The sequence below is a fragment of the uncultured Roseobacter sp. genome, from assembly GCF_947493125.1.
Lineage (GTDB): Bacteria > Pseudomonadota > Alphaproteobacteria > Rhodobacterales > Rhodobacteraceae > Roseobacter.
The window spans coordinates 293,960-316,234 of sequence record NZ_CANLQB010000002.1; the positions used below are offsets into that span (position 1 = coordinate 293,960).

A 22,275-nucleotide genomic window follows, 5' to 3' on the forward strand; every position below is an offset into this window, starting at 1 on the left:
CCCGTGAACGATAGCGGGGCATGGGCCATGCGTGAGCAGAAAACGATCACACTGACCGTCGGAAACATGTCCTGCGCCTCCTGTGTGGGCCGGGTGGACCGCGCTCTTGCGGCGATGCCGGGGGTGCGTGAGGTTATGGTCAACCTTGCCACCGAGGAAGCCACGATCGAGGTCGGCGACAATGGTCCCACCGCTGAGGCGCTGGCGCAAACCGCCACGCAGGCGGGCTATCCGGCTGAGGTTCTGCACCAGCGCATAGCAGAGGCCACAGCCCACCGTAAGGCCGAGGAAGCGCAGTCTCTTGCGCGCCGAACTTGGCTGGCCGGGTTGCTCGCCCTGCCCGTCTTCGTGCTGGAGATGGGGAGCCACATGGTGCCTGCGTTCCACCATGTCGTGATGCAGACCATCGGAATCACGCAAAGCTGGTGGATCCAAGCGGCGCTGACGACGCTGGTCCTGGCAGGCCCCGGGCGGGTCTTTTACGCCAAGGGCATCGCGGCGCTTGTTCAACGTGCGCCGGACATGAACAGCCTCGTCGCAGTCGGCACCGCTGCGGCTTACAGCTATTCGCTTTGCGTGCTGCTGGCCCCCAGCCTTCTGCCTGATGCCGCCCGTGTTGTCTATTTCGAGGCTGCGGCGGTTATCGTCTTTTTCATACTGCTGGGCCGTTCGCTCGAGGCCCGTGCCAAGGGGCGCACCGGTGCCGCGATCCGCGCGCTGCTCAAACTGCAGCCAAAGACAGCACAGGTGCTGCGCGAGGGCACCGCCCAGACGGTCGCGGTCGAGCAGATCGTACCCCAGGACATCGTGCTTCTGCGCCCAGGCGAACGTGTGCCCGTCGATGCCGTGGTGACCGAAGGCAGCAGCCACCTCGATGAAAGCATGATCACCGGGGAGCCAATCCCGGTGGAGAAACAGGCGGGGGACCCGGTCACCGGCGGCACCATCAACGGCCCCGGCAGCCTGACCCTGCGCGCCACCCACGTGGGGGCCGAAACGGTGCTCGCGGGCATCATCCGAATGGTGCAGGACGCGCAGGGTGCCAAGCTGCCGATTCAGGCATTGGTCGACCGTGTCACACTCTGGTTCGTCCCCGCCGTACTGGGCCTTGCCGCCCTCACGGTAACGATTTGGCTGGCATTCGGGCCTGCGCCGGTTGTCTCTTATGCGTTGGTCGCCGGGGTTGCGGTTCTGATCATCGCGTGCCCCTGCGCCATGGGTCTGGCCACGCCGACCTCGATCATGGTCGCGACGGGCCGTGCGGCGGAGCTGGGCGTGCTTTTCCGCAAGGGGGACGCGCTTCAGGCGCTCGCTGATGTGGATGTCATCGCCTTTGACAAGACTGGCACGCTCACCGAGGGTGCGCCGGTCCTTACCAGCTTCGCGCCATCCGGCGACATCAGCCGCGACATGGCGCTCTCTCTCGTCGCTGCTGTCGAGGCCCGGGTCGAGCATCCGGTCGCGCGCGCGATTGTCGATGCGGCCAAAGACGAGGGCCTCGCCCTGCCCAACGCCCGGGAGGTTACCGCAATCAGCGGTTTGGGTGCGCGCGGCCAGGTTTTGGGCCAGCGCATTCTTGTGGGGTCCGAAGAGCTGATGGCGCAGCACGATATTGTCCTGGGCGGCGCGCTTGCCACAGCAGAAACCCATGCTGCGAAGGGCGAGACGGTTTTTTTCGCGGCCATCGATGACCAGCTCGCAGCACTGATTTGCGTCGCCGACCAGATCAAGCCGAACGTGGCCGAGGTGATTGCGGAGCTGCACGCGCAAGGGTTACGCGTCGCCATGATCACCGGCGACAAAGAGGAAACCGCTGCTTCTGTAGCCCGTCAGCTTGGCATCGATGACGTCATTGCGCGCGTGCTGCCTGAGGGCAAAACCGCCGCATTAGGGACGATTCAGTCCAGCGGTGCCAAGGTGGCGTTTGTCGGGGATGGTATCAACGACGCCCCTGCCCTGGCCACGGCTGATGTCGGCATTGCCATCGGCAGCGGCACCGATATCGCCATCGGTGCGGCGGACGTGGTACTCATGTCTGGCGATCTGCGCGGCGTGCAGACTGCGATGCATGTCTCACGCGCCGCAATGCGCAACATCCGGCAGAACCTGTTCTGGGCCTTTTCCTATAACACCGCGCTGATCCCGGTCGCTGCGGGTGCGCTTTACGCCAGCTTCGGGTTGCTCCTGTCGCCGCAACTCGCCGCCGGGGCCATGGCGCTGTCCAGTCTCTTTGTTCTGAGCAACGCGCTGCGGCTGCGCGGGCTCAAGAGGGGAACCACATGAACATTTCAGACGTCGCAAGTCACACCGGGTTGCCCGTGAAAACCATCCGTTATTACGAGGATATCGGCCTCATCACCCCTGCCCGCAGCGCAAATGGCTACCGCGATTTCTCGGACAGCGATCTGCACAAGCTCGCCTTCATCGGGCGCGCGCGGTCGCTCGGCTTTGGCATCGAAGCCTGCCGCGATCTGCTGCGGCTCTACAATGACCAGACCCGCGCGAGCGCCGATGTCAAGCGCCTCGCCCAATCGCATCTCTCCGAGATCGACCGCAAGATCGCCGAGCTTGGTCAGATGCGCGACACGCTCTCGCATCTGATCGATGCCTGCGCAGGCAATGACCGGCCGGATTGCCCCATTCTGGCCGACCTCGCCGCAGACCGTGGCAGCGTTTGACCCTTGACGCGGGGGTCCTCTCCGCCACTTTGAGCGGATGAGTGAGATTTTCCGACATCAGATCAAGGTGCTGTTCCAGCACTGCGACCCCGCTGGCATCGTCTTCTATCCGCGCTATTTCGAGATGGTGAATCAGACTGTCGAGGAATGGCATGACGCAGGCCTCGGTCACTCCTTCGCGCAGATGCATATGGAGTCGGGCTATGGCGTGCCCACCGTCTCCATCGGTGCGGAGTTCACAGCGCCCAGCCACATGGGCGACCTGCTCACCTGGTCGCTCTCGGTCCTCCGGCTGGGCCGGACCTCGGCGCATTTGAGGATCACAGCTAAATGCGGAAGCGAGCTGCGCATGACCGCGACGCCGGTGCTGGTTTACGTTCATATGGACAGCGGGCGTGCAGTGCCCTGGTCTGACAACTTGCGCGCCGAGATGCAGCGCTATCTCGGCGATGAGGCCGCACCAGGCTGACGATCTGAATGGAGCCACTCCATTCCTTTGCCCGCCGCCGGGCACAGCACTCTTCGCAAAACCGTCCTAGCGCACCCGCGCGGCCAGGTCGTCCAGCATCTCATGCACCACATCTGCGCCGATAATCGCCCGGCGCACCAGCCGGTCGAACTGCTTCGCGAAACCCCGGATCTGGTCGGGGCTGCTGATCACCAGATAGGCGTCGCCGATGTAAAGCGCCACGCGCTGTTTGCCGAAAACGGTGAAAGGTGCCGAGAACGTCTGCGTCCCGTCATAGAGATGCAGCCGCAGTGCCGGGTAATTCTGGCGGCAGACCCCCGCCATATAGGTCAGCTGCTCGCGGCATTGCTCAGGATCCGCTCCGCGCCATAGCCCGGTCCGCGCCGAGAGGTCCCGCACCGTCTGCGCCGGCATCGCAATTTCGACGTCCATATCGTCGAGCGACACCTGCCCCAGCACATTCTCCACCCCGCCGCCCCGCGCATCCGGGACGTTTTCGGGTGAAAAGCTGACGATATCCGGTAGGGTTGAGGGCACGTAACGCAGCTTGAACCCGGACGCGGCGCTGCGCCACTTGTCAAGCGGTGTGGAGCCGTCCGCCTGCACCGCCTTCTCGATCTGTACGCTTTCGGCCACCTCCTGTCGCCCCTCGGGCGCGTTTTCGAGGCAAAGCAACCAGTCGACCGAAACGCCGCTCACCCGCGCAATCCGCCGCAGCGTCTCAGCGCGCGGCAGCCGATCACTGTCCGGGCTCAGGAACTGGCTCAGCGCCGAGCGGTCCATGCCGACATCGCGCAGAAACTGCCCCTTGCCGGTGGGGTGCGAGGCCAGCACCTGCGCCAGTCGCTCCTTGAAGCCAGCCGAGAGATCACGCCTATCCATGATGGAAAATTACTACAAATCAGCGAAATCACAACAAAATCATGAAATCGCAACAGAAGTAACGCGAGCAACGCAGATTCACGCTCTTGCGACTTACCGTGGCTGAGCCAAAATAAGCGTCGACAATTTCAAAGACAAAAACCATTGAAAGGACTGGATAAATTGCCGATCCGGGATGTGACCAACACTCCAGATATCGAATGGCCGACACTTCTGATCTGTGTTCTGTGCTACGCCGGTTTTGCGCTCTCCACCACCTCCGTCGATACGATTGGCCCTTGGGTCGCAAGCTGCATCCTCATCCTCTCGCTCACGCTCTATTCCTCCTTCAGCCATGAAGTCCTGCACGGTCACCCGTTCGGCGATGCGCGGCTGAACACCGCACTAGTCTTCCCCGCATTGGGCCTATTGATCCCCTATCACAGGTTCCGCGACACGCATCTGGCCCACCACCACGACCCCGCACTCACAGACCCTTATGACGACCCTGAGAGCAACTTTGTCGACCCTGCGATTTGGATACGGTGGAGCGCACAGCGCCGGGTGCTCTACACTTGGAACAACACGCTTCTGGGGCGGATGCTGGTGGGCCCCATCATTGGACTCTTGGCATTCTACAAAGCCGATTGGCGCGCCATACGAGGCAAAAATGCCAGCGTTAGAGCCGCATATGTCTTTCATTTCTTCGGCCTTATACCCGTCGGTCTATGGTGGGTGTTCGTCGCAGACATGCCTCTTTGGCTCTATCTGCTTTGCGCATATGCAAGCCACTCGATCCTGAAAATCCGCACGTTCCTGGAGCATCGCGCGCATGAACGCGCTCGCTGCCGCAGTGTGGTCATCGAAGACCGTGGCCCGCTTGCTTTCCTGTTTCTGCAGAACAACCTGCACGCCGTGCACCACGCCCACCCGGGAATGCCGTGGTATCAGCTGAAGCAACACTACAGGACCCGCCGTGCCGCGTTTCTGGAGCGCAACGGCGGCTACGCTTACCGCTCCTATGCGCAGATCGCGTGCCTTTTTCTCTTCAAGACAAAAGATCCGGTGCCGCACGCGCTTTGGGAGACGCCAGAGTTTCACGCGGAGCGGGCGGAGGACGCGGAACCGGGGCGCTGATATTTTCCTTGCAGTCGTAAAGCACTTCCCGCTTTGATACCGCCAGATCAGATCAAGGGGGCGTTCATGATACAGGAAGATGCACCGGTCCTGCTGGACCGTGCCAAGGGGATCGCCACGATCACCCTGAACCGGCCCAAATCGCTGAATGCGCTCTCCGAAGACATGCTCGCGGGTCTTCAGGCAACTCTGGACGATATTGCCACAGACCGCGATACACGCGCCGTGATCCTGCGCGGTGCGGGTAATCATTTCTGCGCCGGCCATAACCTCAAGGAGATGACGGCGCGGCGGGCGGATGCGGATGGCGGCAAGGCCTATTTCAACGATCTCTTCGCGACGTGCTCCAAGATGATGCTGTCGATCGTCAACTTGCCCCAGCCAGTGATCGCCGAGGTACAGGGCATTGCCACCGCCGCTGGCTGCCAGCTGGTCGCCACTTGCGATCTGGCGGTGGCATCCGATACAGCCACCTTTGCGACCTCCGGCGTCAACATCGGGTTATTCTGTTCCACGCCCATGGTAGCCTTGTCGCGCAACCTGACGCGCAAACAGGCGATGGAGATGCTGCTGCTCGGGGAGTTCCAGAGCGCCGAAAAAGCCGCCGAGATGGGCCTGATCAATCAGGTCGTATCACGGGATGAACTTCACTCCGCGGCCCGCGCTATGGCAGCCAAAATTGTCTCCAAAGCGCCGGTAGCGGTGAAGATTGGCAAGCAGGCGTTTTACGAGCAGGCCGATATGGGGCTGACAGAAGCTTATGCTTACACCGGTGCGGCGATGGCTGAGAATATGTTGGCGCGCGATACCGAGCGGGGGATCGAGGCCTTTATCGCGAAAAAGCCGATGCCGGAGTGGCAGGATGATTGACGCGGTCACGGTCGATCCATGCGCGTGATCTGCTCGAACTCAGCGGGGGAGCCCCCTCACCCCCGTCGAGGGGGATCGGTGGCTGTCCGGCGGTGCCGGACGCGCGCGCCGCTGATCAGAAGTCGAGGTTTTCCACGCTCAGCGCATTTTGCTGGATGAACTCCCGACGGGGTTCCACCACATCACCCATCAGCTTGGTGAAGATATCATCGGCCTCTGCCATGTCATCGACCTTCACCTGCAACAACGTACGCGCATCTGGGTCGAGCGTCGTTTCCCAGAGCTGATCGGGGTTCATTTCGCCTAGCCCCTTGTAGCGCTGCAGCGACAGGCCCTTCTCGCCTTCCTGCAGGATTGCATCGAGCAGATCGAGCGGCCCGAGGATCGTCTGCATCCGGTCTTTGCGCACCAGCGTCGCGGGCAAGTTGTACGTTTCCTGGAGCTCTTTGGTGAAGCTACCGGTGCGCTTCGCCTCACCCCCGCGCAGGATCCGTCCGTCCAGTGTGCGCACCTCCTCGACCCCGCGCAAGATGCGCGCGAGCCGAATGCCATGGTCCTGCGTAATCCGGCCCTGCCACCCGCGCTCGTATTCCTCTGCGATCAGGTTCAGTCGTGCGGCCACCTTTTCGGCGGTGCCTTGCAGATCGGCATCCACGACACCGGGCGCAAAGGCGCCTGCAATGGCCGCCTGTTCGAGGATGTGGCGCGGATAATGGGTCGGGAACGCGTCGAGCACCCGGCGCATTTGTCGCGCCAGTTCCACCACCCGCATGAGGTCTGCCCCGGCGATCTCGTCGCCATTGCCCTGCCGCAACATCGCGCCGTCAACGCCCTGGTTGATCAGGTATTCCTCCATCGCGGCCTCGTCCTTTAGGTACACCTCCGACTTGCCGCGTGACACCTTGTAAAGCGGCGGCTGCGCGATATAGAGATGCCCTTGTTCGATCAGCTCCGGCATCTGTCGGTAGAAGAACGTCAGCAGCAGCGTGCGAATATGCGCGCCGTCCACATCCGCATCCGTCATGATGACGATCTTGTGGTAGCGCAGCTTTTCGATGTTGAACTCGTCCCGTCCAATTCCGGTGCCGAGCGCCATCACAAGGTTCCCGATCTCCTGACTGCCGAGCATCCGGTCAAAGCGCGCCCGCTCGACGTTCAGGATCTTGCCTTTCAGCGGCAGGATGGCTTGCGTCTGCCGATCACGACCCGTCTGGGCGGACCCACCGGCGCTGTCACCCTCCACAAGGAACACCTCGGTCTTGGAGGGGTCCTTCTCGGAACAGTCCTTGAGCTTGCCCGCGAGGAAATTGACATCCATCGCGGTCTTGCGCCGGGTCAGCTCGCGGGCCTTGCGTGCGGCTTCGCGCGCCTGTGCGGCCTCGATGATCTTGCCCACGACAATGCGTGCCTCATTGGGGTTCTCTTCGAACCACTCGGCCAGCTTTTCGTTTACCAGACCCTCAACCGCCGGGCGCACCTCGGAACTGACCAGCTTGTCCTTGGTCTGGCTGGAAAACTTCGGGTCCGGTACCTTCACCGACAGCACGCAGGTCAGCCCCTCGCGCGCGTCGTCTCCGGTGAAGCTCACCTTCTCCTTCTTCGCAATGCCGCTGGACTGCGCGTAGTTGTTTATTGTGCGCGTCAGTGCGCCGCGAAAGCCCGCCAGGTGGGTGCCGCCATCGCGCTGTGGGATGTTGTTGGTGAAAGGCAGCACGTTCTCGTGGTAGCTGTCGTTCCACCACATGGCGATCTCCACGCCAATCTCGTCGCGCTCACCAGTGATGAAAATCGGCTCCGGCATCACGGAGGACTTGGAGCGGTCGAGATACTTCACGAACTCTTTCACGCCACCTTCGTAGTAAAGCTCCGAGCGCAGGCTCTCCGCGGGTCGTTCATCCACCAGAATGATCCGCACACCGGAGTTCAGAAACGCCAACTCGCGCAGTCGCTTCTCCAGCACCTCGAAAGAATACTCGATGTTGGAAAACGTATCTGTCGAGGCCATGAAGCGCACCTCGGTGCCGGTGCGATCCGTCTCCCCGACCACTTCCAGGTGCTTAACGGTGAAGCCGCCCTCAAACCGCGCCACATGCTCTCTGCCCTCTCGCCAGATGCGCAGCTCCAGCCAATCGCTGAGCGCGTTCACGACCGACACGCCGACCCCGTGCAATCCGCCCGAGACCTTGTAGGAGTTACTGTCGAACTTCCCGCCCGCGTGCAGCTGGGTCATGATGACTTCGGCGGCCGAAACGCCCTCTTCCTCGTGAATGCCCACCGGAATCCCGCGCCCATTGTCGGCCACGGAGACCGAGAAATCCTCGTGGATGGTAACGGTAACAGCATCCGCATGACCGGCCAGCGCCTCGTCGATGCCGTTGTCCACCACCTCATAGACCATATGATGCAGGCCCGAGCCATCGTCGGTGTCCCCGATGTACATGCCGGGGCGCTTGCGAACAGCCTCTAAGCCTTTGAGAACCTTGATCGAATTGGCGCCGTATTCTTCTGGCGTTTGCTCGTTGTCGGACATGCCGCACCACCTTTGTATTTTTCATGTTTTATAAGGTTTCTAAGGGGGAATGTCACGCAAATGGCACAATATTTTGTGTCAGGCGAAGGGGATAACCACACCGACCAAGATCAGCAAAACTCCCGAGATCACGTTGATCCGCGCGAGCGTTCGAGGCGCCGTGATCGGGGCCCGCACATGGCCCACGCAGGCGGCCAGCAACAGGTTGCCAATGAGCGGAATGGCGACCGAGGCGGTGATAATCGCACCGACATCCGGCGCGGTCACAGCGCGCAGGTCGAAGAACCCTGGCAGCACCCCGATGTAGAACAGAACCGCCTTCGGGTTGCCGAGGATCGCCACCAGCCCCGCCAGAAATCCTGGCCAGACGCCCGGTCGGGTCAACCGGCTGTCGGTGCTGATCTTCTGGTCCGCGTGCCGGATCAGCAATAGCCCCATGCCGATGAACACCCCGCAGGCGACCCAGCGCAGCACCGCCATGAACACATCGAAGACCGACAATACCCAGGAGATGCCCAGCACCGCCACCAGCGGCCAGAGGATGTCCCCGACGGCCACCCCCACCGCCAGTGGCCAGGCCGCGCCAAACCCACCCGAGAGCGCCCGCGCCATCAGCGCCAGCCAGACCGGCCCCGGCGTCAGGAACAGGATCACCAGCGCGCCGCCATAAGGCAACAGGTCGCTCCAGGTGATGGTCACGGCTGCATCACCAGCTCTGATACACCTGCGCTGTCGCGCACCTCGACATATTGCGCGCGGTCGCCCATGGTCGCAAAGAGCTCCGGCTCCGTGCCCGTCATCCAGGCCTGCGCGCCGAGGGCTGCGATCTCGTCGTAAAGCGCCGCGCGCCGGTCCGGGTCCAGATGTGCGGCCACCTCATCGAGCAGCAAGAGCGGCGGCGCCCCGAAATCCCGCGCCAGCGCCCGTGCATTGGCGAGGATCAGTGAGACCAGCAGGGCCTTCTGCTCGCCGGTCGAGCAGTCCCTCGCGGGCACGCCTTTCGCCGCATAGACACCGGAGATATCCGCGCGATGCGGCCCGATCAGGCTGCGCCCCGCTGCGACATCCCGCGGGCGGCTCTCAGCCAGCGCCGTTCGTAACTCGTCAATCGTCTGGGGCAGTTCTCCCTCCGCATGGGTCAACGTCAGCTCCGCCGCCGGAAACGCCGTCTGCGCGCCCTCCTGCGCCTCGGTCAGTTGCGCCAGAGCCATCCGCCGGTTGGCATCGATCACCACCCCGGTCTCCGCCATTTGCGTCTCTAACGCAGCGTACCAGGCCGGGTCTCGCACCATGTCCTTCAGCAGCCGGTTGCGCTCGCGCATGGCGCGCTCATAGGCCAGCGTCGCCTCCGCATGCCCCGGCTCAAAGCTGAGCGTCATACGGTCGAGAAACCGCCGCCGCCCCTCCGCCCCTTCGATCCACAACCGATCCATCGCGGGGATCAGCCAGAGCACCCGCGCTATGCGCCCCAGCGCCACCTGCGGCGCAGCTTTTTCGTCAATGCGCACTTGCCGGGCCGCGCCACCTTCCGACCAGATCTCGATCTCATGCAGCTGATGCAGCGACTGCAACACGCCCGACAGCTTCCAGCCCAGGGCCTCGGGCTGCCGCGTCATGTCTTCGGCACTCGACCGCCGCAGCCCGCGCCCGGGCGAGAACAGCGACACCGCCTCCAGCACATTGGTCTTGCCTGCGCCGTTCGCGCCATAGAGCGCCACGGGCCGCCCATCGAGCGCCAGCCGTCCCACCTTGTGTGACCGAAAATGCGACAGGGTCAGCGATGTCAGATACAGCGCCATCGCTCGCCTTTCATTGTTCGTCAAATATGCCTGCCGGAGGCAAAATCCTCCTAAACGCGCATCGGCATGACCACATAAACCGCTGATTGGTCATTGCCTTCGCGCATCAGGGTCGGATCACCCGAGGAGTTGAAGAGGAAGACCGCGTTCTCGCGATCCACCTGGCTTGCGATCTCCAGCAAGTATTTGGCATTAAAGCCAATCTCTAGCCGTTCATCGCCATAGGCCACGGCCAGCTCTTCCTCTGCGGCGCCACTATCCGGCGCGTTCACCGACAGCACCAACCGGTCTTCGTCGAGCTGCAGCTTCACCGCGCGTGAGCGTTCGGAGCTGACCGTCGCCACCCGATCGACCGCCTGCGCAAAGTCCGAAGCATCCACCTCCAGCTTGCGCGCATTGTTCTGCGGAATGACCCGCGTGTAATCCGGGAAGGTGCCGTCGATCACCTTCGAGGTCAGCGTGATATCAGGCGTGGCAAAGCGCACCTTGGTCTCGCTCACTGACACGGCGATCTTCATCTCGTCATCGTCCAGCAGCTTGCGCAACTCGCCCACGGTCTTGCGCGGCACGATCACGCCGGGCATGTCCGAAGCCCCCTCCGGCAACTCCGCGTCGATCCGCGCCAGACGGTGCCCGTCGGTTGCCACACAGCGCAGCACCTGGCCGCCCTCCGCATCCGAGACGTGCATATAGACGCCGTTGAGATAGTACCGTGTTTCTTCTGTCGAAATCGCGAACTTCGACTTGTCAAAGAGTCTTCGCAGCACCGGCGCGGAGGCCGAGAAGTTCGATGCGTACTCCGAGGACGCCATGACCGGGAAGTCTTCCTTGGGCAGCGTCGCGAGCGAGAAATTCGAGCGCCCCGCCTCAACGGTGAGCCGACCCGTCGCGCCATCGGCGGTCAGCGTGACCAGCGCGCCATCGGGCAGCTTGCGCACGATCTCATGCAGGGTTGTTGCTGATACAGTGGTCGCCCCGGCCCGCTCCACCTGCGCGGGCGCCTTGTCGACCACCTCGATATCGAGGTCGGTGGCGCGAAAGCTGACATCGCTGCCTTCAGCTTCGATGAGGACATTGGCGAGGATCGGGATCGTATTGCGCCGTTCGACGACGGACTGGGCTTGCGATACGGCCTTGAGCAGGGACGCGCGTTCGATGCTGATTTTCATGTGCTTGATCCTCCCACCAGTCCGGAGGATCAAGGTACCCTTATCCACCGACTTCACAAGTGTTTTATTGGTTTGTGTGGTGGAAAGGGCAGGGCGTCAAGACCCGCCGCTTGCTTACGGCCAGGCGGGTCTCAATGTGTGACTATTCTTCCAGCGCGCGGCGCAGAAGTTCCAAATCTTCAGCGATCTGGCCGTCCTGGGTTTTCAACTCTTCAATGCGCTTCACGCCGTGCATGACGGTGGTGTGGTCCCGCCCGCCGAAGCGGCGCCCGATCTCGGGCAGGGACCGCGAAGTCATCTTCTTGCAGAGATACATCGCCACTTGACGGGGCCTTGCATAGCTGCGCAGTCGCTTGGGTCCAATCATGTCAGACAGGCGAATGTTGTAGTGATCGCTGACCTTGCGCTGGATCTCCTCGACGGTGATCTTGCGTTCCGAGGCGCGCAGCACGTCCGACAGACAATCCTGCGTCAGCTCCATGTTGATCTCGCGGCCCACCAGCGAGGCGAAAGCAAAAAGCCGCGTCAGCGCACCTTCCAGCACCCGCACGTTGGTGGAAATGCGATGCGCGAGGAATTCAAGCACACCCGCTTCGACCTCCAGATCCGGGTAGTTCACGCGCTGCTGTTCGACCTTGCTCTGCAGGATACCCAGGCGCAGCTCATAGTCGGTCGGATGCAGGTCCACCACCAACCCGCACTGCAGGCGCGACTTCACGCGGTCTTCGAGATCCTTGATCTCGCTGGGCGAGCGGTCTGCCGAGATGATGATCTGTTTGTTCTGATCCACCAGCGCATTGAACGTGTGAAAGAACTCCTCCTGCGTGGAATCTTTACCCGCGATGAACTGCACATCATCCACCATCAGCACATCGACCGAGCGAAAGATTTCTTTGAAATCCATCATCTTGCGGTCGCGGAGGGCTTGCACAAAGCGGTACATGAACTGTTCGGCGGAGAGGTAGAGCACGTTCATTTCGGGTCTGCGGGCGCGCAACTCGTGGGCAATCGCGTGCATCAGGTGGGTCTTACCCAACCCAACGCCACCGTATAGGAACAAGGGGTTGAAGGTGACCGGACCACCCTCGGCCACGCGACGGGCCGCAGCATGCGCCAATTCGTTGGGCTTGCCCACCACGAAGGTGTCAAATGTGAATCGCTTGTCGAGCGGCGCCGTCGTCAATGCGTTGCTCGCCGGTGATTTCACCGCTCTCGGTGCATTGGGTCTCTGTTCGGTCACGGCTTCCTCCTGCATGTCGGCGCCTGCGCCCACGGGGGCAGGGACCGCGAACCGCAGGCGGCGCAAGCTCGGATCCTCGGTCTTGAGTTCATGCAGGATCAAATCCGCAAAATTCTGACTGACGTAGTTGCCCAGGAAATTCGTCGGCACGTCAAAGGTCGCGATCCCGTCGTTTGCCGCCCGAAACTCAATCGGCTCGATCCAGTTGGTATAGTTGTTTTGCCCTACCGTCTTTAGCAGTCTCTGCCTCAACTGCCCCCACTTCTCTTTAGTCATGTTAGACCTGTTTTCCTTTTCGCGTTCCCAGTTCTGGCGCCGCACCCGATGTAGATGCCGCACCGCCTCTTCGGTCTTGTTCGCGAACATACCTCTCCTGTCCTGCTCCCACACGAAACCAGGTCAACGTCCAATGGACATTTACAGATTAGGCAATGCCTGACCGGATCGTGCACCCTGCACCGGGTGCGTGTTCCAATCAGACGACACCGTCCGCTCTTTTTTGACAGGGCAAACCGCTGTTGCGCAGCATTTGCAGACTGAAGGCGTCTCCTTTTTAGTGACACCCAGCCCCTGAATCTCTCTCTGTCGCAGCAGCGCGAAGAGCTCTTCAGGGCCTGTCCCCCCATGACGAAATGAATCGCACGATATAGGTAGCAACTTCGCCCGCGGCACGGCAACTGATCTTCATTCTTGACTCTGCATTTTCAAAAAAGAATCTCTTGGCGCGCAAAAAGAGTCTCATAAATGCAAAAAAGCGCCGACGACCGGCGCTTCTTATCACCATTTCTGGGGAACCTTGGGGCCCCAGCGCGGCAGCAATCAGCCCAACGCTTTGACTCGCGCCGACAGTCGCGAAATTTTCCGTGCAGCGGTGTTTTTATGAAACACCCCCTTGGTCACACCGCGCATCAGCTCCGGCTGAGCCGCACGCAGAGCAGCGGACGCCGTATCCTTGTCGCCTGAGGCAATCGCCTCCTCGACCTTGCGCAGGAATGTCCGGATGCGCGACCGGCGCGCTTTGTTGATCTGGAAGCGTGCCTCGTTCTGGCGGGCGCGCTTCTTGGCTTGGGGCGAATTGGCCATATGTGTCTCACCTTCTTCGGCGTTGATGTGTCGTTCATGCACAATGCTGCCAACCCGGTTTTCGAAACCCCGGTAGGTGATTCTAGCCAAAGCGGGCCGCACACGCATGTCTGGCGGGCTCTATATGCCGCTTTGACCGGATTGCAAAGCCGAAAGTCAGTACTCTATCGCGAGGCAAAGTGGCCCCTCCCGCCCAGCGCTGTCTTGACCGATGTCGCCGCGCGTTGGTAGCCACCGAGCGCGACACGCCGCGATGGGGCGGTGTGCAGCCATCAGGAGTGCGGTTCGACCAGATCTATGGCGACAACAGCGGTACGGGCGGAGGCCAGACCCCGTTCGATACCGATAGGGACGGCGCGGCCACCCAGGAAGACGAGTTCGTCTCGATCAGCAATGACAACGCGACGCCCCTCGATATCTCAGGCTGGCAGATCTGGTCGGATTCCACTGGGAGCGGCGCGCCGGACAGGCCGGTGGACGGGCTCTATCGCACCTTTCCGCCCGGCACGGTTCTGCAACCCGGCGAGACGCTATACATCGTGAACGAAATCACCGGCCCCGCGCCCAGCTGGCTCAGGAAGCCTCCGAAGGCGGGGTCGAGTCTGGTTCAGGTGGTGTGCGGACCAACCTGCTCACCCAAGGAAGCAGCGGCCGCGCAGGCGAGGCCATTGCACTCGTGGATCCACCCAGCGGCGGCTATATCGTTTTCAACATGTCGACCCGCCAGCCCAATGTGCAGAATGAAACCGGATTTCCGGGCACCAACAACGTCGGCACTGAGGAGGGCCACGCGGTCATGCCCGATTAATCGGCGGGCACTGCGTACCGCTATAGTCCCGGCACTGGCACCTACCGAGCGCGGGATGTTGGCGTCCCCTGTTTCGCGGCGGGCACCCGGATTCGTACCCCTGAGGGTCCGGACCCGGTGGAGGATCTGCAGGTGGGCGATCTGGTTCTGACGGCGATACTTGGCCCGCAACGTATTCGTTGGCGCGGCAGCCGCCCGCTCAATGCCGCGCAGATGGCCTTTGCCGGTCAACATCCGATCGAATTCAAACCCGGTAGCCTTGGGCCAGACCTGCCGACGCGCAGCTTGCGCGTATCGCCGCAGCATCGCTTTCTCCTAAACGGAGACTGCCTTGTCCCGGCCCGCGGCTTGGTCAATCTGCCGAAAGTCCGCGTGATGAAGGGCTGTCGGCAGGTCACTTACCACCATATCCTGCTGGACCGTCACCAGGTTATCTTCGCCGAAGGGGTCGCCACCGAGAGCCTGATGCCAGGCCGCACATTTCTGGCGCGCTGTACCATCTCGGATCGGCTGGACATCATGCGGCTCTCCGGAGCCGACCCAGCACCGGCGCTGCGCTGTCTCACGGTGGCGGAGACACGCCGCTGTCTGCGCGATCATGACGGCGCGCTGCAGGCGTCAGGCTGATCAGCCCTCGGAGTAGAGGAATTCCATCGGCTGCCAACCCGTGCGCGGCGTCAGCCGGTCCATATTGCATTCGAAATAGCATCCACCGCCGCCGGGCCCCTGATCATGCTCTCGGCTGATCGGCTGCCCGGACAAATGGCAATAGAGCAGGGTGCCCACCCCCCCGTGCCCCACCAGCAGCAGGTCACCCCGTCCGTGATCCGCGAGGCAGGCTTCGAACTCTCGCACGATGCGCGCCTGCGCCTCTGCCGCGGTTTCCCAACCGCGCACGCTGCGCTCGGGCTCGGCAAAGAAGGCATCCGCCACCTGCTCAAATTCCTCGGGTGGCAGAAAGCCGGTGGCGCTACGGTCATTCTCATGCATCAGCGCCCGCACCTGCATCTTGGACCCCAGCGCGGTGGCCAGCGGCTTGGCGGTCTCGATTGCCTTGGTTTCGCCGCTGCTGATCACTGACGTCGTGCCCGCCATCGCCCCTGACGCGGCCAGAGCGGCGACACGCTGCTGCCCCACCTCGTTTAGCGACCACAGCGGAATATCCAGATCGGGGTCGATCCGCACCTGGGGATGGGTCAGATAACGTAAGGTTCCGCGCATGCGCAGATCTCCCTTGACTGATGTGGTCTGAGGTCGTGGCACTCCAGCGTACTGGAGCGCGCTGTCTTACTTGTCGCGGAACTGGGCTTCGCGCTTCTCAAGGAATGCGCTCATGCCTTCCGACTGGTCCTCTGTCGCAAAGAGCGCATGGAACATCCGCCGCTCAAAGAGCAGACCTTCGCGCAGCGGCACCTCATAGGCGCGGTTCACAGCCTCCTTGACGACCATCACCGTGATCATCGACTTCTCGGCGATCTTCTGGGCCGCCCCATGCGCTTCTTCCAGAAGCTTCTTGCAGGGCACCACACGGCTGACGAGGCCGGACTTCTCCGCTTCATCGGCGTCCATGAAGCGCCCGGTCAGATGCATGTCCATGGCCTTCGACTTGCCCACAATCCGGGTGAGCCGCTGCGTCCCCCCGATGCCAGCCACCACGCCTAGGTTGATCTCAGGCTGGCCAAACTTCGCGGTGTCCGAGCAGATGATGAAGTCACACATCATCGCCAGTTCGCAGCCGCCCCCCAATGCATAGCCCGAGACGGCTGCGATGATCGGCTTGCGTACCCGCATGATCGCTTCGGTCTCAGGCGTGAAGAGATCGCCCGAAAAAGCTTCGACAAAGCTCTTGTCCTTCATCATCGCGATATCTGCCCCGGCGGCAAAGGCCTTCTCCGAGCCGGTGATGATGATACAGCGCACCTTGTCGTTGGCCTGCGCCTCAGTCAGCGCATCGGCCAGTTCTTTCATCAATTCGTCGTTCAGGGCGTTCAGGGCGTCGGGCCGGTTCAGCGTGATCTGGGCCACATGGTTCTCAATCTCAACGATGATCGTCTCGTAGGCCATCCGCAAAGCTCTCGTTGTGGTCACTGAGAGTTCGACTCAATACCAAGCATGACCGAGGTTCAAGCTATCTTTGGCATTGCGCGCAGAAGAAAGATGAGCGACCCGATTGCACGATTCGCCCGATGACGCCGGGGCAATCGGCGGTCCGGCAGGGAGCGCCTTCGCGACCATAGACGTCAAAGCTGTGCTGGAAATATCCAAGTTCGCCATCGGCTTGGCGGAAATCCCGCAGTGACGACCCGCCTGCCTCAATAGCCTCCGCCAGCACCGTGCGGATGATCGGCACCAGTGCTGCCACCCGTGCCGCAGAAATCCGCCCGGCTTTGCGCGTCGGCCTGATTTTTGCGCGGTAGAGCGCCTCGCAGACGTAGATATTGCCTAGCCCTGCGACAATGCGCTGGTCCAGCAGGGCCGACTTCACCGGCGTCATCTTGCCCTTGAAGGCCGCGATCAGGTGATCTTGGTGAAATTCATTGCCCAAAGGCTCCGGCCCCAGCACGGCAAGCAGTTTGTGCTCTGACGCTGTTGCCGTCTGCATCAGGTCCATCGCCCCGAATCGTCGGGGGTCGTTGAAGGTGATCCGCGCGCCGTTCTCCATGTGAAAGACCACGTGGTCGTGCTTTTCGGGGGCAGGGTGGTCATGCACGAATTGCTCAAGCGGATCGCCCGAGACCATCATTCGCCCCGACATGCCCAGATGGATGAGCAGCGTCTCGCCCGAGCTTAGATCGGCCAGAATGTACTTCGACCGCCGCCGCAACCGTTCCACCCGTTGCCCCGTCAGCCGTTCGGCCATTGCGTCGGGAAACGGCCAACGCAGATCGGGCCGGTTCACATCGGCCCGCGCAATCACTGCGCCCGTCATCGCGGGCTCCAGCCCGCGCCGCACGGTTTCGACCTCTGGCAATTCTGGCACCGCTCTCCCCGCGACAATCGGGCCGCATTGTGCATCCGCCCATGAAGCCTATAACAAAAGGCGAAGCGGCAAGGACCACAAGACCCCATGAGTAACGAGACCGACAAAACCACCCACTTCGGTTATGAGACCGTGCCCGAAGCTGAAAAGGCGGGGCGCGTTCAGGGAGTCTTCGCCTCCGTGGCCAGCCGATACGACATCATGAACGACGTGATGTCCGGCGGCATCCATCGCCTCTGGAAAGACGCGATGATGGACTGGCTGGCACCGCGGCCTGGGCAAAAGCTGCTCGATGTGGCGGGGGGCACGGGCGACATCTCCTTTAGGTTTCTCAAACGAGCAGGGTCCGGCCACGCCACCGTCCTCGACCTCACCGAGCCCATGCTGGTCGAAGGCCGCAAACGAGCGGATGCGGCGCAGATGCAGGACAGTCTCGACTGGGTCGTCGGCGACGCCATGGCCCTGCCTTTCGACGACAACAGCTTCGACGTCTACACCATCTCCTTCGGGATCCGGAATGTGACCCGCCCCGAGGAGGCGCTCGCCGAGGCCTACCGCGTACTGAAACCCGGTGGGCGTCTCATGGTGCTCGAATTCAGCCAGCTGCCGAACCCGGCGCTGCAGAAGGCCTATGATCTTTACAGCTTCAACGTGATCCCGCGCATGGGGCAGGTGATCGCGAATGACCGCGACAGCTATCAATACCTCGTGGAATCTATTCGAAATTTCCCCGATCAGGAGACGTTCCTTGGCATGATCCGTGCCGCGGGCTTCGGCAATGCGAAGTATCGCAACCTGACCATGGGCGTTGCCTGCCTGCACTCGGGGTGGAAGCTGTGATGTCAACCGCCAATGCGTCTGTGCCGCGCGCGAGAATGTCGGGCTCTGTCCTGCAATCCAGTTGGGGAACAGGGATCTAAGTGCGTGGCCCTCACAATATCTGGCGGCTGATCCGCACGGGCGCCACGCTCGAACGTACCGGCGCGATGAACGTCGTACTCGATGCTTTTGAGGCACCGCCAGCGTTGCGGTTCGTCGCTCGCGCGCTGGGACTGCCGTTTAAATGGCTGGGCTATGCGGGCGATCCGACCATGCCGCCCGCAACCCGCGCGCTCACGGCCTTGGGCCCTGCCTACATCAAATTTGGACAGATCCTCTCGACACGCCCGGATGTTGTGGGCGACGAGCTGGCAATCCAGTTGCGGGTGCTGCAGGACAAGTTGCCGCCCTTCTCTGTTGAGGAGGCCAAGGCCGAGGTGCAGCGGGAGCTAGGCCTGCCGGTGGATCAGATCTTCTCGGAATTCAGCGAACCCGTCGCCGCCGCCTCCATCGCACAGGTCCATAAGGCCAAGCTGGCTTCAAACGGGGAAGCTGTCGCGGTCAAGGTCCTCCGCCCGGGTATCGAAAAAGCCTTCCGCAAGGATGTGGATGCCTTCTATCTCGCGGCCCGCATGGTCGAGATATTCTCACCCGGCTCCCGCCGCCTGCGCCCGATGGAGGTGATCGAACACTTCGACGGCGTTGTGCGCGGCGAGCTGGATCTGCGGCTGGAATCCTCCGCCGCCTCGGAATTCGCCGCGAACACCAAGAATGACGAGGGCTTTCAGCTGCCTCCGATGAAATGGGAATATTCCGCCCGCCGCGTGATGACGCTGGGCTGGGCCGACGGCGTGCCCATGGGCGACAATGCCGCCATCGATGCTGCGGGTCACAACCGCGTCGATCTGGGCGACCGGGTGCTGAAGCTCTTTCTCAACCACGCGCTGCGCGACGGCTATTTCCACGCCGACATGCACCAGGGCAACCTCAAGGTCGCGCCAAACGGGGACATCGTCGCCTACGACTTCGGGATCATGGGCCACATCGACGAATACACGCGCCGGGTTTATGCCGAGATCCTCTTTGGCTTTATCCGCAAGGACTACAAGCGCGTGGCCGAGGTGCATTTCGAGGCAGGCTACGTGCCCGCCGACAAGGATGTGGATGAATTCGCCCGCGCGCTCCGCGCTGTGGGTGAGCCCATTTTTGGCATGGATGCCTCGAAGATTTCCATGGGACGGCTGCTCAACTACCTCTTCGAGGTGACCGAACGCTTCGGTATGGAGACGCGGACGGAGCTCATCCTGCTGCAGCGCACCATGGTGGTGGTCGAAGGGGTGGCGCGGTCTTTGAACCCGCAGATCAACATCTGGCAGGTCGCCGCCCCGCTCGTCACCGACTACATCTCAAAATCCATCGGGCCCAAGGCCGTGCTCACCGATCTGGCCAAAACCGCGCGGGTCGTCACCCGCTTTGGCCCCCGCTTGCCGGGCATGGTCGAGGCCGCTCTCGTGCGGCAGAGCAACGCGGAAGACCCCGCGCGCCCGCGCGGGCTGATGGAGCGGGTGTTCCTCGCTGTTGTCTTCGGTATTTCCATCGGTGTCAGCGGAGCCGCGACGTTGATGCTGATCGACATGACGCTGTTCTGAGCGGGACCTGGGCAGCGTGCGCTCCGTTCTGAGCGCGGCACCGACGGCGGGCGCGGGCGGCCTAAAGCCCGCCCGAACCTGCCGATTGCCGACGGAAGACGATCTTGCAGACCATGGGGCGGCTCCGATGTTTTTATGTTTCAAAGGCTTGAGGCGAAATGCCTGTACTGCCGTGAGTTATTCGCGGGGTTACATCACATGCGTTCAATTGCAAGCGCGATGCCCTGCCCGCCGCCGATGCACATGGTGATCAGCGCTTTCGATCCCCCGGTCCGCTCGAGTTCATAAAGAGCTTTCACCGTGATGATGGCGCCCGTGGCGCCGACAGGATGGCCCAGCGCGATTGCGCCGCCGTTGGGATTGACCTTTGCGGCATCGAAACCGAGATTCTTGCTCACCGCCAGAGCCTGTGCGGCGAAGGCTTCGTTGCTTTCGATGACGTCGAAATCCCCGGCTGTCAGGCCGGTGCTCTCAAGCAGATTTTGCACCGCCGGCACCGGGCCGATGCCCATGACCTCGGGCCGGACACCGGCGTGCGCATAGCCCAGGATGCGGGCTCTTGGCGACAGTCCTGCAGCCTCTGCGGCCTCTGCACTGGCCAGCACGATGGCGCCTGCGCCATCGTTAATTCCGCTTGCATTTCCGGCGGTTACGCTGCCGTCCTTCTGGAAGACGGCGCGCAGGCCTGCGAGGGCCTCGGGGGTGGTGGCCTTGGGGTGTTCGTCGACCGTGAACGGCACCATGTCCCGCTTCACGCGGACTTCGACGGGCGCGATCTGGCTGGCGAAATGACCAGCCTCGATGGCCGCTGCGGCCCGCCTCTGGCTCTCCAGCGCAAAAGCATCCTGATCGGCGCGGCTGATGTCATGCTCGGCGGCCACATTCTCGGCTGTCACCCCCATGTGACCGGTGCCGAAGGGGCAGTTCAGCGCACCCAGCATCATGTCGAGCGCGCGAATATCGCCCATTTTGGCGCCCCATCGCTGGTCGGGCACGATAAAGGGAGAGCGCGACATATTCTCGGCCCCACCGGCCAGGCCAAACTCCGCATCGCCCAGCATCAGAGATTGTATAACGGAAACAATGGCCTGGACGCCCGATCCGCAGAGCCGGTTGACGTTCATCGCGGGCACCGTGTCGGGCACGCCCGCCTGCATCGCGGCCACGCGGCTGAGGTACATGTCGCGCGGCTCGGTGTTGATCACGTGGCCGAAGGCCACATGGCCGATCTGGCGACCTTCGACGCCTGCGCGCTCCAGCGCGGCCTTGGCAGCGGTGGTGCCCAGATCAATGGGTGGGGTTCCGGCGAGCGACCCGCCGAAGGTGCCGATGGCGGTGCGGGCGCCGCCCAGAATCACGATGTCGCGGGTCATGAAATCTCTCCTGCTGAAGGTCTTGCCGAGGAGTATGCGCAGCGGCTCTGGCTTTGTCAGCCCCGACGTGCGGTCAGCCCGGAAAACCGCGTCGGTGGCCTGTCGGTATGGCGTCGGTATCACGTCGGTATTACGTCGGTGCGCGGCGCGCGGTCGGGTTACGCTTTGGTCATTGACAAATCCGCAGTGACACGGCCCATTGTCCGCCATGACGGAGGACACCGACGCTATCCTGACGCAATTGCCCGCGCGCCTGAAAGAGGCGCGGCGCGCGCAGGGGCTGTCGCTTGATGCGGTGGCGAAGCTCTCGGGGGTGTCGCGCTCGATGGTCAGCCAGATCGAGCGCGGCGAGTCGAGCCCAACCATCGCGACGCTGTGGAACCTCACCCGGGCGCTGCAGGTCGACTTTGCCGGGCTTCTGGACGGGGCGCAGGACGCGGCCCGGATCGAGGTGCTGCGCGCGGGCGCCGTGCCGACCATCGACAATCTGGGGGCCGGCTGCCGTATCCGCATTCTGTCGCCGCCCGAGGAGGCAGGGCGGCACGAGGTCTATGAGCTGAGCATTGCGGCGGGCGGCCAGCTCGACAGCCAGCCGCACACCCGTGGCGCGCGCGAGCATCTGACGGTGATCGAAGGGGCACTGGAGGTCACCAGCGGCGAGGACTGCCAGCGGCTGGAGGCGGGCGACACCGCGCGCTATGCCGCTGATGTGCCGCACCGGATCGCGGCGCGCGGCGCGGTGCGCGCGTTTCTGGTGGTCCAGGACGCCTGATCCGGTCAAATCCGTAATTACGGAAAAAATCCGCCATC

At 62.5% G+C, this 22,275-nt stretch carries 20 protein-coding genes and 2 pseudogenes; 11 read left to right on the top strand and 11 right to left on the bottom strand.

The features are described 5' to 3' along the window. Nucleotides 1-27: 27 nt before the first annotated feature. Genes Q1A71_RS05210 through Q1A71_RS05220 form a run of 3 tightly spaced genes read left to right on the top strand, consistent with a single transcriptional unit; the run spans nt 28 to nt 3,147 of the window. Nucleotides 28-2,283 (top strand): heavy metal translocating P-type ATPase, encoded by a 2,256-nt coding sequence (locus Q1A71_RS05210; RefSeq protein WP_299672550.1) that lies wholly within the window; start codon nt 28-30, stop codon nt 2,281-2,283. Further along, nucleotides 2,280-2,678 (top strand): Cu(I)-responsive transcriptional regulator, encoded by a 399-nt coding sequence (cueR, locus tag Q1A71_RS05215; protein ID WP_299672553.1) that lies wholly within the window; start codon nt 2,280-2,282, stop codon nt 2,676-2,678. Before Q1A71_RS05210 ends, cueR begins: the two co-directional genes overlap by 4 nt. Nucleotides 2,679-2,715: 37 nt before the next feature. Further along, entirely contained in the window at nt 2,716-3,147 is a 432-nt protein-coding gene (locus tag Q1A71_RS05220; protein WP_299672556.1) for a thioesterase family protein, read from the top strand. Nucleotides 3,148-3,213: 66 nt separating this feature from the next. Here the strand turns inward: Q1A71_RS05220 and Q1A71_RS05225 are convergent, their stop codons facing one another. Next, on the bottom strand, nt 3,214-4,029 hold the full coding sequence (locus Q1A71_RS05225; protein WP_299672559.1) for a helix-turn-helix domain-containing protein: 816 nt from the start codon (nt 4,027-4,029) through the stop codon (nt 3,214-3,216). 144 nt (nt 4,030-4,173) lie between these two features. Here Q1A71_RS05225 and Q1A71_RS05230 point away from each other — a divergent pair, with 144 nt between their 5' ends. Together Q1A71_RS05230 and Q1A71_RS05235 are read left to right on the top strand one after the other, a co-directional pair. After that, nucleotides 4,174-5,145, top strand: a complete 972-nt coding sequence (locus tag Q1A71_RS05230; RefSeq protein ID WP_299672561.1) for a fatty acid desaturase — start codon at nt 4,174-4,176, stop codon at nt 5,143-5,145. A 66-nt stretch (nt 5,146-5,211) separates the two neighbouring features. Next, entirely contained in the window at nt 5,212-6,015 is an 804-nt protein-coding gene (locus Q1A71_RS05235; RefSeq protein WP_299672563.1) for an enoyl-CoA hydratase, read from the top strand. Nucleotides 6,016-6,130: 115 nt separating this feature from the next. Here the strand turns inward: Q1A71_RS05235 and gyrB are convergent, their stop codons facing one another. From gyrB to rpsT, 6 genes are all read right to left on the bottom strand, one after another. Further along, nucleotides 6,131-8,545: a DNA topoisomerase (ATP-hydrolyzing) subunit B gene (gene gyrB, locus Q1A71_RS05240; RefSeq protein ID WP_299672565.1), complete on the bottom strand. Its 2,415-nt coding sequence runs from the start codon at nt 8,543-8,545 to the stop codon at nt 6,131-6,133. 78 nt (nt 8,546-8,623) lie between these two features. Then, on the bottom strand, nt 8,624-9,244 hold the full coding sequence (locus Q1A71_RS05245) for a LysE family translocator (protein WP_299672568.1): 621 nt from the start codon (nt 9,242-9,244) through the stop codon (nt 8,624-8,626). After that, entirely contained in the window at nt 9,241-10,344 is a 1,104-nt protein-coding gene (gene recF / locus Q1A71_RS05250; RefSeq protein ID WP_299672571.1) for a DNA replication/repair protein RecF, read from the bottom strand. The genes Q1A71_RS05245 and recF overlap by 4 nt, the downstream gene beginning before the upstream one ends. 50 nt (nt 10,345-10,394) lie before the next feature. Beyond that, nucleotides 10,395-11,513 carry a DNA polymerase III subunit beta gene (dnaN, locus tag Q1A71_RS05255; protein WP_299672574.1) on the bottom strand — a complete coding sequence of 373 codons (1,119 nt, stop codon included), beginning with the start codon at nt 11,511-11,513 and terminating at the stop codon, nt 10,395-10,397. Nucleotides 11,514-11,655: 142 nt separating this feature from the next. Beyond that, nucleotides 11,656-13,029 (bottom strand): chromosomal replication initiator protein DnaA, encoded by a 1,374-nt coding sequence (gene dnaA / locus Q1A71_RS05260; RefSeq protein WP_299673194.1) that lies wholly within the window; start codon nt 13,027-13,029, stop codon nt 11,656-11,658. Nucleotides 13,030-13,572: 543 nt separating this feature from the next. Then, a complete protein-coding gene (rpsT, locus tag Q1A71_RS05265) occupies nt 13,573-13,836 on the bottom strand; it encodes a 30S ribosomal protein S20 (protein WP_299672577.1) in 264 nt (87 codons plus the stop codon). Nucleotides 13,837-14,114: 278 nt separating this feature from the next. Here rpsT and Q1A71_RS23640 point away from each other — a divergent pair. The 3 genes and pseudogenes from Q1A71_RS23640 to Q1A71_RS05275 form a co-directional block, all read left to right on the top strand. Further along, nucleotides 14,115-14,372: pseudogene (locus Q1A71_RS23640) on the top strand (lamin tail domain-containing protein); the annotation flags it as partial. Between the two features lie 80 nt (nt 14,373-14,452). After that, nucleotides 14,453-14,644 (top strand): hypothetical protein, encoded by a 192-nt coding sequence (locus Q1A71_RS05270; protein WP_299672580.1) that lies wholly within the window; start codon nt 14,453-14,455, stop codon nt 14,642-14,644. A gap of 78 nt (nt 14,645-14,722) precedes the next feature. Beyond that, a pseudogene (locus Q1A71_RS05275) lies at nt 14,723-15,271 on the top strand (Hint domain-containing protein); the annotation flags it as partial. Here the strand turns inward: Q1A71_RS05275 and Q1A71_RS05280 are convergent. The 3 genes from Q1A71_RS05280 to mutM form a co-directional block, all read right to left on the bottom strand. Further along, the gene (locus Q1A71_RS05280) at nt 15,272-15,865 is read right to left on the bottom strand and encodes a histidine phosphatase family protein (protein WP_299672583.1); all 594 of its coding nucleotides are present in this window, start codon (nt 15,863-15,865) and stop codon (nt 15,272-15,274) included. 66 nt (nt 15,866-15,931) lie between these two features. Further along, complete coding sequence (locus tag Q1A71_RS05285; protein WP_299672586.1) at nt 15,932-16,708, bottom strand: enoyl-CoA hydratase; 777 nt, start codon at nt 16,706-16,708, stop codon at nt 15,932-15,934. A gap of 64 nt (nt 16,709-16,772) precedes the next feature. Next, nucleotides 16,773-17,624, bottom strand: a complete 852-nt coding sequence (gene mutM / locus Q1A71_RS05290; protein ID WP_299672589.1) for a bifunctional DNA-formamidopyrimidine glycosylase/DNA-(apurinic or apyrimidinic site) lyase — start codon at nt 17,622-17,624, stop codon at nt 16,773-16,775. Nucleotides 17,625-17,711: 87 nt separating this feature from the next. Between mutM and ubiE the strand changes: the two genes are divergently transcribed. Together ubiE and ubiB are read left to right on the top strand one after the other, a co-directional pair. Continuing rightward, entirely contained in the window at nt 17,712-18,464 is a 753-nt protein-coding gene (ubiE, locus tag Q1A71_RS05295; protein ID WP_299672593.1) for a bifunctional demethylmenaquinone methyltransferase/2-methoxy-6-polyprenyl-1,4-benzoquinol methylase UbiE, read from the top strand. 80 nt (nt 18,465-18,544) lie between these two features. Further along, nucleotides 18,545-20,092: a 2-polyprenylphenol 6-hydroxylase gene (gene ubiB, locus Q1A71_RS05300; RefSeq protein WP_299672596.1), complete on the top strand. Its 1,548-nt coding sequence runs from the start codon at nt 18,545-18,547 to the stop codon at nt 20,090-20,092. A 194-nt stretch (nt 20,093-20,286) separates the two neighbouring features. On the opposite strand, the gene Q1A71_RS05305 is transcribed toward ubiB, so the two are convergent. Continuing rightward, the gene (locus tag Q1A71_RS05305; RefSeq protein WP_299672599.1) at nt 20,287-21,465 is read right to left on the bottom strand and encodes an acetyl-CoA C-acyltransferase family protein; all 1,179 of its coding nucleotides are present in this window, start codon (nt 21,463-21,465) and stop codon (nt 20,287-20,289) included. A gap of 208 nt (nt 21,466-21,673) precedes the next feature. Between Q1A71_RS05305 and Q1A71_RS05310 the strand changes: the two genes are divergently transcribed. Next, nucleotides 21,674-22,237, top strand: coding sequence for an XRE family transcriptional regulator (locus Q1A71_RS05310; RefSeq protein WP_299672608.1), 564 nt, complete (start codon nt 21,674-21,676; stop codon nt 22,235-22,237). Nucleotides 22,238-22,275 lie beyond the last annotated feature (38 nt).

Coding starts and splice junctions, on each gene's coding strand:
- Q1A71_RS05210 (WP_299672550.1), top strand. CDS start 28: ATGCGTGAGCAGAAAACGATCACACTGACCGTCGGAAACATGTCCTGC.
- cueR (WP_299672553.1), top strand. CDS start 2,280: ATGAACATTTCAGACGTCGCAAGTCACACCGGGTTGCCCGTGAAAACC.
- Q1A71_RS05220 (WP_299672556.1), top strand. CDS start 2,716: ATGAGTGAGATTTTCCGACATCAGATCAAGGTGCTGTTCCAGCACTGC.
- Q1A71_RS05225 (WP_299672559.1), bottom strand. CDS start 4,029: ATGGATAGGCGTGATCTCTCGGCTGGCTTCAAGGAGCGACTGGCGCAG.
- Q1A71_RS05235 (WP_299672563.1), top strand. CDS start 5,212: ATGATACAGGAAGATGCACCGGTCCTGCTGGACCGTGCCAAGGGGATC.
- gyrB (WP_299672565.1), bottom strand. CDS start 8,545: ATGTCCGACAACGAGCAAACGCCAGAAGAATACGGCGCCAATTCGATC.
- recF (WP_299672571.1), bottom strand. CDS start 10,344: ATGGCGCTGTATCTGACATCGCTGACCCTGTCGCATTTTCGGTCACAC.
- dnaN (WP_299672574.1), bottom strand. CDS start 11,513: ATGAAAATCAGCATCGAACGCGCGTCCCTGCTCAAGGCCGTATCGCAA.
- dnaA (WP_299673194.1), bottom strand. CDS start 13,029: ATGACTAAAGAGAAGTGGGGGCAGTTGAGGCAGAGACTGCTAAAGACG.
- rpsT (WP_299672577.1), bottom strand. CDS start 13,836: ATGGCCAATTCGCCCCAAGCCAAGAAGCGCGCCCGCCAGAACGAGGCA.
- Q1A71_RS05280 (WP_299672583.1), bottom strand. CDS start 15,865: ATGCGCGGAACCTTACGTTATCTGACCCATCCCCAGGTGCGGATCGAC.
- Q1A71_RS05285 (WP_299672586.1), bottom strand. CDS start 16,708: ATGGCCTACGAGACGATCATCGTTGAGATTGAGAACCATGTGGCCCAG.
- ubiE (WP_299672593.1), top strand. CDS start 17,712: ATGAGTAACGAGACCGACAAAACCACCCACTTCGGTTATGAGACCGTG.
- Q1A71_RS05305 (WP_299672599.1), bottom strand. CDS start 21,465: ATGACCCGCGACATCGTGATTCTGGGCGGCGCCCGCACCGCCATCGGC.
- Q1A71_RS05310 (WP_299672608.1), top strand. CDS start 21,674: ATGACGGAGGACACCGACGCTATCCTGACGCAATTGCCCGCGCGCCTG.